This window comes from Sulfitobacter mediterraneus, assembly GCF_003054325.1.
Classification (GTDB): Bacteria; Pseudomonadota; Alphaproteobacteria; order Rhodobacterales; family Rhodobacteraceae; genus Sulfitobacter; species Sulfitobacter mediterraneus.
Map to the genome: position 1 here is coordinate 44643 of NZ_QBKU01000007.1, position 16923 is coordinate 61565.

The 16923-nt window shown below is 57.9% G+C and carries 19 protein-coding genes; 9 read left to right on the plus strand and 10 right to left on the minus strand.

The genetic code is table 11. The features are described 5' to 3' along the window. Window positions 1-53 precede the first annotated feature (53 nt). The 7 genes from C8N31_RS12370 to C8N31_RS12400 all read right to left on the minus strand — a co-directional run bounded on the left by C8N31_RS12370 (window position 54) and on the right by C8N31_RS12400 (window position 6897). Entirely contained in the window at window positions 54-653 is a 600-nt protein-coding gene (locus tag C8N31_RS12370) for a metallophosphoesterase family protein (RefSeq protein ID WP_025046353.1), read from the minus strand. After that, complete coding sequence (locus tag C8N31_RS12375; protein WP_025046352.1) at window positions 650-1498, minus strand: DMT family transporter; 849 nt, start codon at window positions 1496-1498, stop codon at window positions 650-652. The genes C8N31_RS12370 and C8N31_RS12375 overlap by 4 nt, the downstream gene beginning before the upstream one ends. 94 nt (window positions 1499-1592) lie before the next feature. After that, window positions 1593-2897, minus strand: a complete 1305-nt coding sequence (locus C8N31_RS12380; RefSeq protein ID WP_025046351.1) for a branched-chain amino acid ABC transporter permease — start codon at window positions 2895-2897, stop codon at window positions 1593-1595. Continuing rightward, window positions 2894-3904 (minus strand): branched-chain amino acid ABC transporter permease, encoded by a 1011-nt coding sequence (locus C8N31_RS12385; RefSeq protein ID WP_025046350.1) that lies wholly within the window; start codon window positions 3902-3904, stop codon window positions 2894-2896. Before C8N31_RS12385 ends, C8N31_RS12380 begins: the two co-directional genes overlap by 4 nt. A 3-nt stretch (window positions 3905-3907) precedes the next feature. Beyond that, window positions 3908-4729 carry an ABC transporter ATP-binding protein gene (locus tag C8N31_RS12390; RefSeq protein ID WP_025046349.1) on the minus strand — a complete coding sequence of 274 codons (822 nt, stop codon included), beginning with the start codon at window positions 4727-4729 and terminating at the stop codon, window positions 3908-3910. Between the two features lie 93 nt (window positions 4730-4822). After that, a complete protein-coding gene (locus C8N31_RS12395; protein ID WP_025046348.1) occupies window positions 4823-5605 on the minus strand; it encodes an ABC transporter ATP-binding protein in 783 nt (260 codons plus the stop codon). A 98-nt stretch (window positions 5606-5703) separates the two neighbouring features. Next, entirely contained in the window at window positions 5704-6897 is a 1194-nt protein-coding gene (locus C8N31_RS12400; RefSeq protein WP_025046347.1) for an ABC transporter substrate-binding protein, read from the minus strand. A gap of 182 nt (window positions 6898-7079) precedes the next feature. Here C8N31_RS12400 and C8N31_RS12405 point away from each other — a divergent pair, with 182 nt between their 5' ends. Together C8N31_RS12405 and C8N31_RS12410 are read left to right on the plus strand one after the other, a co-directional pair. Then, a complete protein-coding gene (locus C8N31_RS12405; protein ID WP_025046346.1) occupies window positions 7080-8183 on the plus strand; it encodes a PQQ-dependent sugar dehydrogenase in 1104 nt (367 codons plus the stop codon). 8 nt (window positions 8184-8191) lie between these two features. Then, a complete protein-coding gene (locus C8N31_RS12410; protein ID WP_025046345.1) occupies window positions 8192-8611 on the plus strand; it encodes a hypothetical protein in 420 nt (139 codons plus the stop codon). Window position 8612: 1 nt separating this feature from the next. On the opposite strand, the gene C8N31_RS12415 is transcribed toward C8N31_RS12410, so the two are convergent. After that, on the minus strand, window positions 8613-9617 hold the full coding sequence (locus tag C8N31_RS12415; RefSeq protein WP_025046344.1) for a GlxA family transcriptional regulator: 1005 nt from the start codon (window positions 9615-9617) through the stop codon (window positions 8613-8615). A 193-nt stretch (window positions 9618-9810) separates the two neighbouring features. Between C8N31_RS12415 and C8N31_RS12420 the strand changes: the two genes are divergently transcribed. Further along, on the plus strand, window positions 9811-11181 hold the full coding sequence (locus tag C8N31_RS12420; protein ID WP_025046343.1) for a class II 3-deoxy-7-phosphoheptulonate synthase: 1371 nt from the start codon (window positions 9811-9813) through the stop codon (window positions 11179-11181). Window positions 11182-11247: 66 nt separating this feature from the next. On the opposite strand, the gene C8N31_RS12425 is transcribed toward C8N31_RS12420, so the two are convergent. After that, on the minus strand, window positions 11248-11700 hold the full coding sequence (locus C8N31_RS12425) for an Lrp/AsnC family transcriptional regulator (RefSeq protein ID WP_025046342.1): 453 nt from the start codon (window positions 11698-11700) through the stop codon (window positions 11248-11250). Window positions 11701-11802: 102 nt separating this feature from the next. On the opposite strand from C8N31_RS12425, the gene C8N31_RS12430 reads away from it, so the two are divergent. After that, window positions 11803-12483, plus strand: a complete 681-nt coding sequence (locus tag C8N31_RS12430; RefSeq protein WP_025046341.1) for an AzlC family ABC transporter permease — start codon at window positions 11803-11805, stop codon at window positions 12481-12483. Then, a complete protein-coding gene (locus C8N31_RS12435; protein ID WP_025046340.1) occupies window positions 12480-12776 on the plus strand; it encodes an AzlD domain-containing protein in 297 nt (98 codons plus the stop codon). The genes C8N31_RS12430 and C8N31_RS12435 overlap by 4 nt, the downstream gene beginning before the upstream one ends. A 2-nt stretch (window positions 12777-12778) precedes the next feature. Here C8N31_RS12435 and C8N31_RS12440 read toward each other — a convergent pair whose 3' ends face one another. After that, window positions 12779-13453 (minus strand): PAS domain-containing protein, encoded by a 675-nt coding sequence (locus C8N31_RS12440; RefSeq protein WP_025046339.1) that lies wholly within the window; start codon window positions 13451-13453, stop codon window positions 12779-12781. Window positions 13454-13692: 239 nt separating this feature from the next. Between C8N31_RS12440 and C8N31_RS12445 the strand changes: the two genes are divergently transcribed. Genes C8N31_RS12445 through C8N31_RS12460 form a run of 4 tightly spaced genes read left to right on the plus strand, consistent with a single transcriptional unit; the run spans window position 13693 to window position 16814 of the window. Continuing rightward, entirely contained in the window at window positions 13693-14583 is an 891-nt protein-coding gene (locus tag C8N31_RS12445; RefSeq protein WP_025046338.1) for a YicC/YloC family endoribonuclease, read from the plus strand. A gap of 3 nt (window positions 14584-14586) precedes the next feature. After that, window positions 14587-15243, plus strand: a complete 657-nt coding sequence (gmk, locus tag C8N31_RS12450; RefSeq protein WP_025046337.1) for a guanylate kinase — start codon at window positions 14587-14589, stop codon at window positions 15241-15243. After that, window positions 15240-15761: a gamma carbonic anhydrase family protein gene (locus C8N31_RS12455; RefSeq protein WP_025046336.1), complete on the plus strand. Its 522-nt coding sequence runs from the start codon at window positions 15240-15242 to the stop codon at window positions 15759-15761. Before gmk ends, C8N31_RS12455 begins: the two co-directional genes overlap by 4 nt. Window positions 15762-15764: 3 nt before the next feature. Further along, the gene (locus C8N31_RS12460) at window positions 15765-16814 is read left to right on the plus strand and encodes a sensor histidine kinase (RefSeq protein WP_025046335.1); all 1050 of its coding nucleotides are present in this window, start codon (window positions 15765-15767) and stop codon (window positions 16812-16814) included. Window positions 16815-16923: the final 109 nt, after the last annotated feature.

The window sequence follows — 16923 nt, forward strand, 5'->3', positions numbered from 1 at the left end:
CCATCGGGGGCGAACCGGCCAAGGCGCTTTGATCCTATTTCACAGGCTTATGGTCATACATCGAACCAGTTGATGGTTGGTCCCAAGTTGTGAACCGGTGTCGACGCGACCTTGCCATGTGACCCCCAGGCGTGATGGATATGCCCGCACAGCAGCAACTGAGGCGCGAGGTTTTCCGCTGCATCCCGGATTGCAATGCTACCTTCGTGATTGCCATTGTTTTGCAGATCAGCCGCGCCAAATGGCGGCGTATGGGTGATCAAAACCGCGTTTGGCGGACAAGCGGTTAGCATCTTTGCGGCATTGACCTCTGTCTCTGAGGCGTTCCAGTGAAATGTATTTCTGGACGGGATCTCGCCGCCCAATCCAAAGAATGAAATACCGCGCAAAGTCATTCCCGCCCCGTGAAGATAATGCAGGTTTTGCGCTTGGCCACAGATGTGTTCGATCTCGGATGGCGCGTCATGATTGCCATGGACCACGACGAGCGGCACGCGGCACTGGGCGAGAATATCCAATGTGTCTTTTGCACCTGTTCTCTTGGTCGCAAAATCGCCCGCGCCGACAACGATATCGGCCTCGACGCTGGCCGACAGGATCACATTGGCGGCATCTTTGTCGCGGTGCAGGTCGGAGAAGGCGAGAATTTTCACGATCTTGCGTACCGCAGTAAAATCGCGCCAAGCAGGGCAGAGAAAGTTGAGAAAACCTTTACCAAGTTCAGCGGTTCTTTCAGAAAGAACACTCCGATCAGAAGGGCGAAGACAATGCTTGTCTCTCGCAGCGCTGTAACCAATGCGATCGGCGCCTGGGTGAAGGCCCATGTAACAACAGCATAGGCGATGAAGGACGCGCCGCCACCAAGCACTAGAATGGGCAGGCCGGTCCGGGGGATTGCCCGCAGGGTTTGTGGTGATCTGGCCGCGAGATAGGCAATCATCAAGATCCCGTTGCCCAATGAAAGCCAGCAATAGAACCCCAAGGAGGTGCCCGCAATCCGCGCTCCGACCCCGTCCACCAAGGAATATGACGCAATGAAAACGCCGGTTGTCAAAGCAAAGGCGGCGGCGTTTTTGTTTTGCTGGCCATCGCTTTGCCTGACCAGTGCCAGACTGATGATGCCCAAGCCAATGATCGCAATCGCAAGGAGTTCGAGCCCGTTAAGGTGAACCCCGAGAACCAGCACAGAGAAAACCGCAACGATCAACGGGGCAGAGCCACGCGCAATTGGGTAAACCTGCGTCAGGTCGCCCATTTTATACGACTGGAGCAAAAACAGCTGATACCCGAAATGAAGCACGAGCCCGCCCGCAAGATATGGCAGGCTTTCGGCGGCTGGCAGCGGCACAAACGGAAGTGCCACAAGCGCAATGGGAAGATGCCCGATCACAACGGCACCCATACTGAGCGTTTTGTCAGCCCCTCCCTTGACCAAGGCGTTCCACGCCGCATGGAGGAGGGCAGCGCCTATGACCGCCACAAAGACCAAACCGCTCATTTGTAAACCTTTCGATAGGGCCGCGCCATTCCAGGCATCGGCCGGTATCCGTCAGCCAAAAGAAAAGGCCCCGCAGTTTGCGGGGCCTTTTGATTTATTTCTCAGGGATCAAACCGCGTGGGCTGAACCTGAGGACCAGGATCAGAACCAGACCCATGGTGAGCAAACGCATGTGCGCCGCGCTTTCCAACAAGTGCGCCTTAAGCGCCGATCCTTCGGCCATGCCGGAGGTGACAAGGTTCATCAACCACAGGCCCATCGGCTCGACCTGCACCCAAAGGAACCAGATCAGGAACCCGCCCAAAACCGCGCCAAGGTTGTTGCCCGATCCGCCAACGATCACCATCACCCAGATCAGAAAGGTAAAGCGCAGCGGCTGGTAGGTGCCGGGGGTTAGCTGGCTGTCCATCGTGGTCATCATTGCGCCGGCAATGCCGCAGATCGCGGAGCCGAGAATAAAGACCTGCAAATGCCTTGCGGTGACGTCTTTGCCCATCGCCTCTGCGGCGACCTCATTGTCGCGGATCGCCCGCAGCATCCGGCCCCAAGGGGAATGCAGCGCCCGTTGGCTCAGCCACATCAGGATGATCAGAACCGCCGCAAACAGCAGGATATAAAGAACTTTGACCCAAAGCGTGGATGCTTCAACCGGGGTGAACCCGAACGAGGCCGCCCGTTCGACAAAACTTGCACTGCCCTGCAAATCAATCTCATACGGCACCGGGCGCGGCACGCCGATCACGTTCTTCACGCCGCGCGTTAGCCAGTCTTCGTTTTTGAGGATTGCGATGATGATTTCGGCGATGCCAAGGGTCGCAATGGCCAGATAGTCAGAGCGCAGGCCAAGGGCTGTTTTGCCGATGATCCAAGCCGCAGCAGCCGCAAAGAGCCCCCCCACTGGCCATGCCAGCAACACAGGCAGGCCAAGACCGCCCAGATAGCCGGTTTGCGCCGGGTTGATCTCTTCGACCAGCTCCACCGCTGGATCCAGCAGACCGCGGAAGACAAAGAAACCGATCACAAGCATGGCAATCACGGCGAGATTGCGCAACCAGCCCTTTGCCAATGTCTTGGCAAGGATGATCGCGGCAAAGACCGTACCGGCACCCAGCAGCAAGGCCCCAACCACATTCCATCCGCCCGCACGCATCGCACCTTCGGTGGGCGGCATCCCGATCAGAACTGCCGCCAGCCCGCCAAGGGCGACAAAGCCCATGACACCGACGTTAAAGAGGCCCGCAAACCCCCATTGCAGGTTCACGCCCAGCGCCATGATGGATGAGATCAGACCCATCGCCACAATCAGCAGCGCCGAGTTCCAGCTTTGCACAAAGCCGACATAGATGATCAGCAGTGCGATGATGCCAAACAGCATCGTGTTTTTGAGCGTCTCGTTCATGTCGATTGCCCCTTGAACAGTCCGGTAGGTTTGATCAGCAACACAATCAGCAAGATCACAAAGCTGACCGCAAATTTGTAATCCGTGCTCATCAGCTGCACGAGCCCGCTGGGCTCAAGGCTGTCAGGCATCAGATAAACAAGGATCTTTTTCCACGCATAGGTGATCGTCACCTCGGAAAAGGCGATCACAAAACCGCCTGCAATGGCGCCAATGGGATTGCCCAGACCACCCACAATTGCCGCTGCAAAGATCGGCAGCAAAAGTTGGAAATAGGTGAAGGGTTTGAAGGATTTATCCAGCCCGTAAAGCACCCCTGCGATGGTTGCGAGTGTGGCCACAATCATCCATGTGATCATCACAACCCGCTCGGGGTTGATCCCCGACAGCAGCGCCAGATCCTCATTGTCTGAATAGGCGCGCATGGACTTGCCAGCGCGGGTGCGGTTCAGGAACCAAAACAGCAGCGCCACAACGATAATGGCGGTGATGATGGTGATGCCTTGGGTGGTTTTGAACGACAAACCTTCGCTCAAACCCGTGGCTTTTTTGAATTCCCGCGCCGAGATGATGAAGCGTTGACCGTCGAAAAAGTTCTGGTCATCCGCACCAATGATAAACCGGGTTACACCGTTGTAGATAAAGGTGATGCCAAGGCTGACAATCACAAGGATCACCGGTTTCGCCTTTTTCTCACGGTAGAATTTGTAAACGGTTCTGTCGGTAAACAGCAAAAGCAGGATGGCAAAACCGATGCCAAAGGGCAGGGCCAAGAGGGCGGTTGGCAGTGGCCCCAGCGAAAGGCCCCAGGACTGAAACAGCCATGTGACCAGCACAGTGGCCATCGCGCCCAGCGCCATGGTGTCACCATGGGCAAAGTTCGAGAACCGCAGGATGCCATACACCAGCGTGACGCCCAACGCGCCAAGCGCCAGTTGCGACCCATAGGCGACGCCGGGCACAAAGACGTAGTTGAGGAAAGCGACGATTGCGTTGAGTAGGTCCATGGCTCAGCCCCCCAAGAACGATTTGCGGACTTCCGGATCAGCCAGAAGTTCTTTGCCGGTGCCGGAATAGGCGTTGGCGCCTTGAACCAGAACATAGCCTTTGTCAGCGATTTCAAGCGCTTGGCGGGCATTTTGTTCCACCATCAGGATCGGAATGCCCGTGCGGGCCACCTCGATGATGCGGTCGAACAACTCGTCCATCACAATGGGGGATACGCCCGCTGTGGGTTCATCCAGCATCAGAACCTTGGGCTGGGTCATCAGGGCACGGCCCACGGCCACCTGTTGTCGCTGCCCGCCTGACAATTCCCCCGCCGCTTGCTTGCGCTTTTCCTTGAGGATCGGGAACAGGTCATAGACTTGCGCCATGGTATCGCTGAAATCATCGCGGCGAATGAAGGCGCCCATCTCAAGGTTTTCTTCGACCGTCATGGAGGTGAAGATGTTCGAGGTTTGCGGGACAAAACCCATGCCTTTGGCAACGCGGTCTTGCGGGCTGAGGTTGGTGATGTCTTCACCATCCAGCCGCACACTGCCCGACCGGACATCCAGCATCCCGAACACGGCTTTCATCGCGGTGGATTTGCCAGCGCCATTGGGGCCAACGATCACGGCGATCTCGCCCTGTTCCACGGCGATGGTGCAATCATGCAGGATGTCGGGCCCTTTTCCATAGCCGCCAGTCATTGTGTCGCCAATCAGAAAGGGACCGCCCGGCGCGGAAAAGCTGGTGCCGCTGGACTTGGGGATCTGGCTGCCCATGCCCTTGGGGTTGGTGATCGAGGCGTCTTTGTTGCCGCGATCGTCGTAAGGATCACTGCTCATGCGTTTTATCCTTTTGAAAATGCGCTGAAACAAGCGGCGTTGTGGCCAACTTGGTGAGGGGGGCAGCTTGTGCTGCCGTCATGGCGAGCCGCATCATGCGCCCACCTGCGCCTTGTTCTTGAGGCCGGTGCCAAGATAGGCTTCGATGACCTGTTCGTTGGCTTTGATCTCGGCCAGGGTGCCTTGGGCCAGAACATGACCTTCGGCCATACAGATCACCGGATCGCACAGACGGCCAATGAAATCCATGTCGTGTTCAATGACCACGAAGGTATAGCCGCGTTCTTTGTTCAGGCGGATGATCGCGTCGCCAATGGTGTTGAGCAAGGTGCGGTTCACGCCCGCGCCGACCTCGTCGAGGAATACGATCTTGGCATCCACCATCATCGTGCGGCCCAGCTCCAGCAGCTTTTTCTGCCCGCCAGAGATCTGGCCTGCCTTGTGGTCGGCCAGATGTTCGACGGTCAGGAATTCCAGCACCTCGTCGGCCTTGGCCCTCAGGGCGCGTTCTTCATCCGCGATGCGTTTGCGGCCAAACCATGTGTTCCACAGTGTTTCACCCGATTGCCCGCCCGGCACCATCATCAGGTTTTCGCGGCAGGACATGGAGGCAAATTCATGCGCAATCTGGAAGGTGCGCAATAGCCCTTTGTGAAAAAGCTCGTGCGGGGGCATCCCGGTGATGTCTTCCCCGTCCATGTAAACGCGGCCAGAGGTCGGTTTGAGAACCCCGGCGATCACGTTGAAAAGAGTGGTTTTTCCGGCGCCATTTGGGCCGATCAGCCCGGTGATGGAACCTTGTTCGATAGACAGGCTGGCCCCGTCCACGGCATGAAAGCCGCCGAAGTGTTTGTGCAGGTCGTCAACGACGATCATATGTTTTCCCCGTGCCGGCCTTGTTGGCCGGTCCCCTTATGAAGATACAGCCCGGAGTGTCCGGGCTGCATCTCGTGTTTTTTGTGGTCGAAGAGGGCTTATTTGAAACCGATGGTTTCGTTTTTGCCGTCTTTGATCTCGATCATGCGGTAGGTGCCCGCAGATTCGCCGGGGCCAATCAGCTCAACCGCGGAGGCGCCAACGTAGTCTACGTCTTTGCCCGCTTTGATCAGCTCAAGCGCTTTGCCCAGATCACCAGGATAGATCTTTTCGCCTGGCGCGTTGGCCACGTCGAGGATCTTGTCTTTGTAGTCAGCCGGATCCATGGACCCTGCCGCCTGCATCGCCATCAGGAACAGCGCTGCTGCGTCATAGGCTTCCGGTGCGTAGGGGGATGTGCCGTCAAAACCTTCGGCTTCGGCCATCTTGGTGAAGGTCTCGATGCCGTTGCCCTGAGAGCCGGCGATCTGACCGTAAGACCCGTTCAGGTCTGGACCAATGGTTTTTGGCAGGTTTTCACCGATCATGCCGCCTGGCAGACCGAACTGATCCCATGCGCCGGCGTCCAGCGCCGCTTTGATGATGCCTGCGCCGCCTTGGTCAAGGTAGCCCGCAACAACCAGCAGATCACCGCCAGCAGATGCCAGTGCGCCAACTTCAGCAGAGTAATCCGCTTTGCCGTCTTCGTGCGCCGCTACGATGGTCACTTCGCCGCCAACCGCTTTGAACGAGGATTCGATGGCGTCCGCCAGACCCTTGCCGTAGTCGTTGTTGGTATATGTCAGCGCGATGGATTTGACGCCGCGCTCTTGCAGGATTTCTGCCATAACCTGACCTTCACGTGCATCCGATGGGGATGTCCGGAAGAACAGACCGTTGTCTTCCATTGTGGTCAGGCCTGGGGATGTCGCGGAAGGCGAAATCATGACCATGCCGTTTGGAATGGCAACGTTTTGCAGAACCGCGCCGGTCACACCGGAGCAATCCGCACCGATGATGCCGCTTACGCCTTCGGCGATCAGACGTTCGGCAGAGGCCACAGCCAGACCGTTGTCGATACAGCCGCTGTCTGCGCGGATGGATGTGACTTTTGCGCCGTCCAGCAGCATGCCGCTGTCGGTGACTTCTTTCATCGCCAGCTCAGCGCCCGCAGACATTGGACCGGTCAGCGATTCAATCGGGCCGGTAAAGCCAAATTCAACGCCCAGTTTCACTTCTTTTGCGTGGCCGTCGGCCATTGCCGTTGTCGCCACAAGAGCCGCGGCCGTTGTGGCCAAAAGCATCTTCTTCATGAGGTATCTCCCTTGTTGGAACGTAACGTTCGGCGCAAAGGTTAGGCAAAGGCCTTGAAAAAGAAAAGCGGTTTTTACGGATTGCAGATGCTGCAATGTCCTTGTCTGCATATCAATTCACGACAATTTATTGCTTGAAATGGTCGATATGCGGGACAGATGTTCAAAAACGGAGGTGCGTTATGGATGCCCTGAAAGGATTCTTCGCGAAAATGCTCTGTGCGGGATGGCTCATCCTTGCCCAAACCGCCGCATATGGGCAGGTTTCTTATCAGATTGAGCCGGTCTTGGACGGTCTTGATACCCCTTGGGCGGTGGCACCTATGCCCGGCGGCGGCGTTTTGGTGACCCAGCGGGGCGGCGCTTTGATCTATTATGATGGCGAAAGGCGCATCTCTGTCACGGGTGTTCCAAAGGTCGCGGTGCGCGGGCAGGGCGGTCTTTTGGACATCACCCTGGCCCGCGATTTTGCCACAAGTCGCAGATTGTATCTGACCTATGCCAAACCGCAGGGTCTGCGCGGCAGCGGCACGGCCGTTGCTTCGGCGCAATTGTCGGCGGATGGCACACGATTGGAAAAGGTGAAAGAGCTGTTCGCGATGAAGAAAGGCAGTCGCGGCGGGCGGCATTTTGGCTCGCGCGTGGTGGAGGCCCCGGATGGCAGCCTGTTCCTGACAATCGGAGATCGCGGCGACCGGCCATCGGCACAGGATCTGACCCGTCACAATGGCAGCGTCATCCGGATTGCCGCAGACGGATCGGTGCCTGCGGACAATCCTTTTGTTGGGCAGGGCGATGCGTTGCCGGAAATCTGGTCTTACGGGCACCGCAACCCGCAGGGTGCGGCGTTGGATCTCAGGGGCAATTTATGGGTGGCCGAGCATGGCGCACGTGGCGGCGATGAAGTGAATGCCGTGCGGGGCGGTTCCAACTATGGCTGGCCGATTATCTCTTATGGCCGGCATTACTCCGGTGCCAAGATTGGCGAGGGCACGGCCAAGGCCGGCATGGAACAGCCTGCGTATTATTGGGATCCGTCCATCGCTCCGTCAGGGTTGATGATCTATTCGGGTGCGCAATTTCCCGCATGGCGCGGGCATTTCTTTGTCGGATCGCTCAAATTCGATCATATCGCCGTGCTGGCCGGTGATCCGCTGAAAGAGGTGGCACAGATCAAAACCGATGAAACCCTCCGCGTGCGCGACATCGTTGAAGGTCCGGACGGCGCGATCTGGTTTATTTCGGTCGGGCAGGGTAGCGTTTACCGCATTGTACCCAAAAATTGAGGTCCGCTATGCGCGCTACTCTATATTCCCTTTTCCTGTTCACCCTTGCCGCCCTGCCGCTGCGGGCGCAGGAGACGGACAGTGTTTTTCCCGGTTATGCGGCCTATGCCCATTTTGTAGACCAGCATATCAGCACCCGCGATTTTACTGAGGTGATCCTACGTCTGGGTGGGCGCGACGAATACACCAAAGAAGAGATCGCCAGCCTGCAACGGCAGTTCGACGGCATCTGGTCTGCAAATTTTCAAAACGGCACGGTGTTCAACCGACAGGATCTGGGCGGCGGCGTGTCGCAAGAGGCGCGGATGTATTGGACAGGCAAAAGCTATTGCTACTTCTACGCGCTGTTGCATCAGCGCGAAAATGATCTGGTGGTGATCAATTTCGCGCTCAATTCAAACAGCACACCAATTATGGACCGTTTTTGATCTAGAAAGACAACCGCGCCGCGTGACTGCCGCGTTCACGGTAAGGCGTTGTGTCGTAGTGCGAGCGGTAGCATTTGGAGAAATGCGACGGAGAGGCAAAGCCGCAGGCCAGCGCCACGTTGATCACGCTCATATTGGTCTGCATCAAAAGGTTGCGGGCCTTTTGCAGACGCAATTCCATGTAATAGCGTTTGGGCGAACGGTTCAGATAGCGCCGGAACAGGCGTTCAAGCTGCCGCGTGGACATGCCGACCTCTTTTGCAAGGATCGATGGGCTGATCGGCTCTTCGATGTTGTCTTCCATCATCTGAATGACATTGCTGAGCTTGGGGTGGCGTACGCCGATCCGGGTGGGCACTGACAGACGCTGGGTGTCCTGGTCCGTGCGGATCGAGGAGTAGATCAATTGATCGGCCACCGCATTGGCCAGATCTTCGCCTTGATCATCCGCGATCAACTTCAGCATCAGATCAATTGACGACGTGCCGCCCGCCGTGGTCAGGCGGTTGCCGTCCACAACAAAGACCGATTTGGTCAGCTCGACCTCTTGGAACTCTTCGGAAAAGCTGTCCTGATTCTCCCAATGGATCGTGGCGCGTTTGCCATCCATCAGGCCAGCTTTGGCCAGCGCAAATGCACCGGTGCAAAGACCGCCCATAACCAGCCCCTTGCGGGCCTCGCGGCGCAGCCAGCCAAGCACGCGCTTGCCGGTGAAATCTTGCACGTCAAGGCCACTGCAAACCATGACCTTGTCGTCACGGGCCAGATCAATCAAATCATCGTCCAATTGAAAAACAGTGCCCGCAGAACAGGTGACATTTTCGCCCCCTTCACCGATGACAAGCCAAGTATAGAGGGTTTTACCTGCCATCCGGTTGCCAATGCGCAGGCTTTCAATTGCTGTCGCAAAGGACAACATGCTGAACTGCTCAAGCAGAACAAAGACAAATCGCATGGGTTTGTCTTCATTGGGGGGGATGCGGGTGGCCGAGCGCGGGTCTGACATCGCGGCGTCCTTTGTTTGGGGTATTCACGAGGTTATACCACGTAATTGCGACATAACCTGACGTAATCTTTGCTCACGCGTTGCGCAGTTCGTCAAGAGGTCGAATTTGAGTTCTGGTCACTCTGGCCAAGCTTTTGTATAGAAAGATTTCTTGATCGCGCTAACCGTGGCGCAACAGACCGGAGAAAAGACGATGACCAATTGGAGCAAATCAAGCTGGCGCGCGAAACCGCGGATCCAGATGCCTGATTACCCTGATCAGGCCGCATTGAATGCGGTTGAGGCACAATTGGCACGATATCCGCTTTTGGTTTTTGCCGGAGAGGCGCGTCGTCTGAAAAAGAACCTCGCGGCCGCAGGGCGCGGTGAGGCGTTTTTGCTGCAAGGCGGCGATTGCGCCGAAAGCTTTGAACAATTCTCATCTGATGCGATCCGCGACACCTTCAAGGTGATGTTGCAGATGGCGATTGTGTTGACCCACGGCGCCAAGGTGCCGGTGATCAAACTGGGCCGCATGGCCGGGCAATTTGCCAAGCCGCGTTCGGCCCCGACCGAGGTTGTTGATGGTGTTGAGCTGCCAAGCTATCGCGGTGATATCATCAATGAGCTTGATTTTACTGCAGAATCTCGCATTCCGAACCCGGAAAAGATGCTGCGGGCCTATACACAGGCGGCAGCGACGCTGAACCTGATCCGTGCGTTTTCGACAGGTGGTTATGCCGATGTGCATCAGGTGCACGGCTGGACGCTTGGCTTTACCGACAACGAAAAGACCGAAAAGTATCGCGAAATTGCCAACCGCATTTCCGATACGCTGGACTTTATGGCGGCGGCCGGTGTGACCGCAGAGACCGCCCATACCCTGCAATCGGTGGAGTTCTACACAAGCCATGAGGCGCTGCTTCTTGAGTATGAAGAGGCGCTGTGCCGTCAGGACAGCCAGACAGGTAAATGGCTGGCCGGGTCCGGCCACATGATCTGGATTGGTGATCGTACACGGCAGCCGGACGGCGCACATGTGGAGTTTGCCAAGGGTGTGCAAAACCCGATTGGCCTGAAATGTGGCCCCACGATGACCAGCGAAGATCTCAAGAAATTGATGGCAACGCTGAACCCCGACAACGAAGAGGGGCGTCTGACCCTGATCGCGCGATTCGGTGCCGGATCGGTGGGTGAACACCTGCCGCGTCTGATCAAAACCGTGCAGGAAGAGGGCGCCAACGTGGTTTGGACTTGCGATGCGATGCATGGCAATACGATCAAATCCTCGACCGGCTACAAAACCCGCCCGTTTGATTCCGTATTGCGTGAAGTGCGCGAATTTTTTGCCGTGCATGGCGCTGAAGGCACTGTGCCGGGCGGCGTGCATTTCGAAATGACCGGCCAAGACGTGACCGAATGCACCGGCGGCGTGCGAGCTGTGTCTGATGAGGATCTGTCAGATCGTTATCACACCGCTTGTGATCCGCGCCTGAACGCCAGCCAGTCTCTGGAACTGGCCTTCCTCGTGGCAGAAGAGCTGTCGGCGCGGCGCGAAAGCCAATCGGAGAAAGCATCAGCCTGAGGTCTGATTGCATGACTTAGAAAAAGGCCCGTTTGCCGTGATGCACGCGGGCCTTTTTGTTTGTGGTCAAATCGGCAGGGCCAGGGTCGCCTTTTCGGTGGAAACAACGATGGAGGTGCGGAATTTGCGCACGTTCTTGTCAGAGAAAAAGAACCTGTGGGTAAAGGCTTCATAGTCGCGCATGTCCTTGGCCACGACCACCATCACAAAATCCGCATCCCCGGCGATGCAATAGAAGTTCAGAACCTGCGCATCTATCCGCGCTTTGCGTTTGAAGGCATCAATCTGATCGAGCCGGTCGCGTTCCAACTCAACAGACACGATGGCGGTCACATCAAACCCCAGTTTTTGCGCGTCCAGCACGGCCACTTCTTTCTTGATGACACCGCCCTCGCGCAGCATTCTAAGGCGGCGCTGGACTGATGCGGTGGACGCGCCGATCCGGTCTGCCATGGCCTGCACGGTGGTTCGGGCGTTGTTTTGCAGCAAGGCCAACAGCTTGAGGTCGGATTTGTCCATGACTGACTTCTTTCATTTGGTGGCACATATTGATCTTAGTGCATCACATAATCATAAAAACACAACTACCATAGATCAACGGAGCCGCATAACTTGGGGCGTATGAAACACGGTGCTTTTGCAATATTGCCCTTGGCGGCGGGTGCGGCGGTCTATGGTTTTGCCTTTGGATTGCTGGCCGCGCAGGTCGGATTTCCATGGTGGGGCGTGGCGTTGATGAGCGGGCTTGTCCACGCTGGATCGTCGCAGATCGTGGCGGTTGAACAATTCGCCACCGGCGGCGCTGTCTTGGGCGCGGCACTGGCGGGGGCGGCGCTGAACCTGCGTTATATCGGGATCATCGCGTCCCTGTCCGAGGTGCTCAGGGGCTTGCCCCTGCGGGTGCGCTTGATGGCGATCCACATCACAGGAGATGAAAACTGGGCATTGACCATGGCCAAACGGGCCCATGATCCGGGCGTCGGGTTTCGGTTTCTGATCGGCTCCGGCCTCGTGATGATCACGGTCTGGACTGTTTCAACATCAATGGGCGCTGTGATCGGCGCGGCGCTGCCGGATCTTGAGAAATTCGGCCTCGGGTTTGCTTTCACCGCTGCCTTTATCGCCATGGCGCGGGGGCTTTGGCGCAGCCATGCGCAATTGCTGCCATGGGTCACCAGTTTTGCCGTCACCGGTGCAGTCGTGCTGCTGGAGGCGCCCAAGGCCTATGCGATTGTGGCCGGGGCGCTAGCGGGGTTGATCGCGTCCTACCTGATCAGGCAAAAGGGGGCAGGGCGCCGATGACCAGCTCTCATTGGATATTGATCGCGGTGCTGGCCATGGCTGCCTTTGCGATCCGGGTGATTGGCCTGTTTGCAGGGGATGCGATCCGCGCCTCACGCTTTGCCTGGGTTTTGGATGATCTGCCGGGGCTGATTGTGGTGTCGCTCGTGGCGTCTTCGCTTGCGGGTCAGCCGTTGATCACTTGGGTGGCGGCGGGCGCTGCTTTGATCGCGGCTTTGCTGACCAACCATGTGATCGCAACCATGTGCATCGGCTTTGCCGCCTATGCCGCATTGGGGTGGTTTGGCGTTTAAGATCAATCGTTTGACGACACCAGCCGCAGATGTCCGCGCGTTACGCCCGTTTGTGGAGCTACCTGCCCCGCAGGAGCTTTGGGCCGGGGCGCGGGGGCCGGTGGCGGCAAAAATGGTCTCAGGGGCGTGCCCGTCAGCAATGGCTGCATCTGGTGCGTGATCACCTCGAACCGGCGCGGGGCAAGCCCGATCTCGCCTTGCGTGACCCAGCAACCCAGCACCCGGCTGACATCACCCAGATCGCTTTTGAGCGGCAGCAGCAGCATCCGCGCCTCAAGTGCGGGCCTGCCTGCGCTGTCATCGGCAGACAGACGCAGGGTGCAGACCGCTGGCATTTGGCAGACCTCTTCGATCTTTTCCGATAGTATCGCCCGCGCATCCGGGGTCAGCAGTGACGTCAGGGGCATGCCGCGCACCTCCATGCCCATCAAGGCTCCCAGATGACTGCCTGCGATGCGAATGCGTGCAATGCCCGGCGCGATGCGTTCAAGGATAAAGGCGTTCTCAAGACTGGTTTCAAGCCCGCGCGGGTCCACCTCAGAGCGTTTGGGCAAAAGCCGCCCGGCGCGCAGGGCCTCCCAATAGGCTTCGACCTGTGCGATGGGGGCAAACCCCATCTCGGGTTGATAGTCCAGAATGGACACGATTTTCGAACTCTCTTCTGGCAGATCAGTCATGGACCTACATCCCTCAACAACGAAAAATACCACAGGCCACCTGCATCTGTTACAGGTGTTGCCATGGTCATTGCACCGCCCCCACGCCGCAAATCTTACCAAACCATAAATACCTCATTTTTAGTCCATTTGGTGAAATTTTCTAAACACTGGTTAACGCCGGCGGGCTGCGGGGCTTGCCCCGCGCGGCGGTTTCGCCATATTGCAGGCGCAGCGATGGGGCTGCGAAGGGAACGATGATGATCCGATCAATGACAGGTTTTGCCTCGGCCACCGGTGCCCACGCGCCCTTCAGCTGGAGCTGGGAGCTGCGTGCGGTGAATGGCAAGGGACTGGACCTGCGGCTGCGTGTGCCAGATTGGGTGGACGGGCTTGAGGCGGGGCTGCGCAAGACGCTTGGCGGCGCGGCGGCGCGGGGCAATGTGACCTGTAACCTGCGTTTGACCCGCGAGGAAGGCGGCAGCACCCTTGAGATCAACGAAGATCAGCTTCATGTCGTGCTCAATGCCCTGCACCAGATCGAGGCCAGGGCGATGGACGCCAATGTCTCGCTTGCCCCCTCCAAGGCCACCGATATTGTCACAATGCGCGGCGTGCTGGAACAGGCCAGTCATGAGGATGATGGCGCGGCGCTGTGTAAGGTGTTGCTTGCCGATTTTGCTGCAGTATTGAATGATTTCAACGCGATGCGGTCCTCCGAAGGGGCCGCATTGGCCGAGGTTCTGGCCGGGCAGCTGGCTGAGGTCGAGGCCTTGACCAAGGAGGCCGCTGAAGCCGCCGCGCTGCGCGCCGATGAGATGCAAGACACCCTGCGGCGCAATCTGGCCAAGGTGATGGACAACGCCGATGGCGCTGATGCGGACCGCGTCGCGCAGGAATTGGCATTGATCGCCGTCAAATCCGACATCACCGAAGAGATCGACCGCCTTGGCGCCCATGTCACCGCCGCGCGGGATCTTTTAGCCGAAGGCGGGCCAGTGGGGCGCAAGCTGGATTTCCTGATGCAAGAATTCAACCGCGAGGCCAACACGCTGTGTTCCAAAGCCCAGAACACCGGATTGACCCGCATTGGTCTGGCGCTGAAAGCGGTGATCGACCAGATGCGGGAACAAGTACAAAATGTGGAGTAACCCATGAGCAGCGCCCAAGAACAGGACCGTCGCGGTCTTTTGATCATCCTCAGCTCGCCTTCGGGTGCTGGCAAGTCCACGTTGGCCACGCGGCTGCGCCAATGGGATACGGACCTGAGCTTTTCTGTCTCTGCCACCACGCGGCCAATGCGTGACGGCGAAGCGGACGGGGTCGATTACCACTTTATGGCTGAAAAGGCGTTCAAGGATCATGTGGCGGATGATCAGATGCTTGAGCATGCCCATGTCTTTGGCAATTTTTATGGCAGTCCACGTGCGCCTGTGGAGGCGGCGATCAATGCGGGGCGCGATGTACTGTTTGATATAGACTGGCAAGGCGCCCAGCAAATCACCAACTCCGCCCTTGGGGCGCATACCCTGTCGATCTTTTTGCTGCCGCCCTCCATTGCTGAGCTGCGCACGCGGCTGGAGAAACGCAATCTCGACAGTCCGGATGTGATTGCCCGCCGGATGGAGAAAAGCTGGGACGAGATCAGCCATTGGGGCGGTTATGATTATGTGCTGGTCAACGACGATCTGGACCAGACCGAAGCGCAGTTGAAAACCATCATTGAAGCCACGCGCCTGCGCCGGTTGCAGCAACCTTGGCTGAACGACCATGTGCGCGGGCTGCAATCTGAATTTGAGGAAACATCATGACCCTTTATGCCCTTGGCGATACCCGCCCGACTGTGGATGACGACGCATGGGTTGCCCCCGATGCCAATGTGATTGGCAATGTGGTTCTTGAAGCCGGATCATCGGTCTGGTTTGGCTGTACCCTGCGTGGTGACAACGAGGTGATCCATGTGGGCCAAGGTAGCAATGTGCAGGAAAACAGCGTGTTTCACACCGATCTCGGATATCCGCTGACCATCGGGGTCAATTGCACCATCGGCCACAAGGTGATGCTGCATGGCTGCACCATTGGCGACAACAGCCTGATTGGCATGGGGGCAACGGTGCTGAATGGCGCAAAGATCGGCAAGAATTGCCTGATCGGTGCGGGCGCGTTGATCACTGAAAACAAGGTGATCCCGGATGGGTCGCTAGTGATGGGCGCCCCGGGCAAAGTGGTGCGGCAACTGGACGAGGCGGCCTTTAAAGGGCTGACCGCGAGCGCCGAACACTACACAGAAAACGCGGCCCGGTTCCGCCGCGATCTCAAGCCGCTTTGATTGATGCCTGACGCGCTGCTTTTGCCGGATCTGATCGGGGCGCTGCCGCTTCCGACCCTGGCGATTGATCGCAATGAACGGATCGTGGCGATGAACCCGGCGGCGCAGGATCTGTTGGGGGCAGGGCTTCAGGGGCGCAATTTTGTGACCGGCCTGCGCCAGCCTGCGTTGGTGGAAGCGGTTGAGCAATGCCTGAGCGACCGCAAGGCCCGCATGGCGCCCTATCTGGCAGGTGACGCGGGGCGCAGCACGACTTATGATGTGTCGCTGCGGCATATGGAAAACCACGGGTTTCTGATCCTGAGCTTTCAGGACGTGACCCAACTGGCTCAGGCAGGACAGATGCGCCGTGATTTTGTCGCCAATGTCAGCCATGAATTGCGCACGCCGCTCACCGCGCTGATGGGGTTTATCGAGACACTGTCGGGGCCGGCGCGAGATGACGCCAAGGCGCGGGATCGCTTTTTGGGGATTATGGCGGATGAGGCGGGGCGCATGAACCGTCTGGTGGGGGATCTGCTTTCGCTGAGCCGGGTTGAGGCAGATGAACGGGTGCGCCCGACGGTTCAGACCGACGTGACTGAGGTGTTGGAAACCACTCTACGTAACCTAACTCCGCTGGCATCAGACAATGAGGTCACTCTGAAATCCGACTGTGGTGAAGCGCCTTTGCTTATCCTTGGGGACCGGGATCAACTGTTGCAGGTCTTTACCAACCTCATTGAAAACGCGATCAAATATGGCGGGTCAGGGCAGCAGGTCTCGATCACAACCGAAACCAACCTGCGCGATCCGGCGCTGCGCGGGCCTGCTGTGCGGGTGATGGTGCAAGATCAGGGGCCGGGCATTGATGCGCTGCATCTGCCGCGCCTGACAGAACGGTTCTACCGCGCCGACAGCCACCGCAGCCGCGCCTTGGGCGGCACCGGTCTGGGGCTGGCGATTGTGAAACATATCCTCAACCGTCATCGTGGGCGGCTGAGAATCGCGTCAAAGCTTGGGCAAGGGTCCACATTCACCGTGATCCTGCCGCTGGATTCCGAGGGCAATTGACCCATATTTCAAAAGACTTTGGCGAAAACCGGGGGCTGTCATAAAACTGTAATGTAACTGTCACAAAAGCACAGCACCGGAGATTTAGACGGGCGCTGAGATCACCATA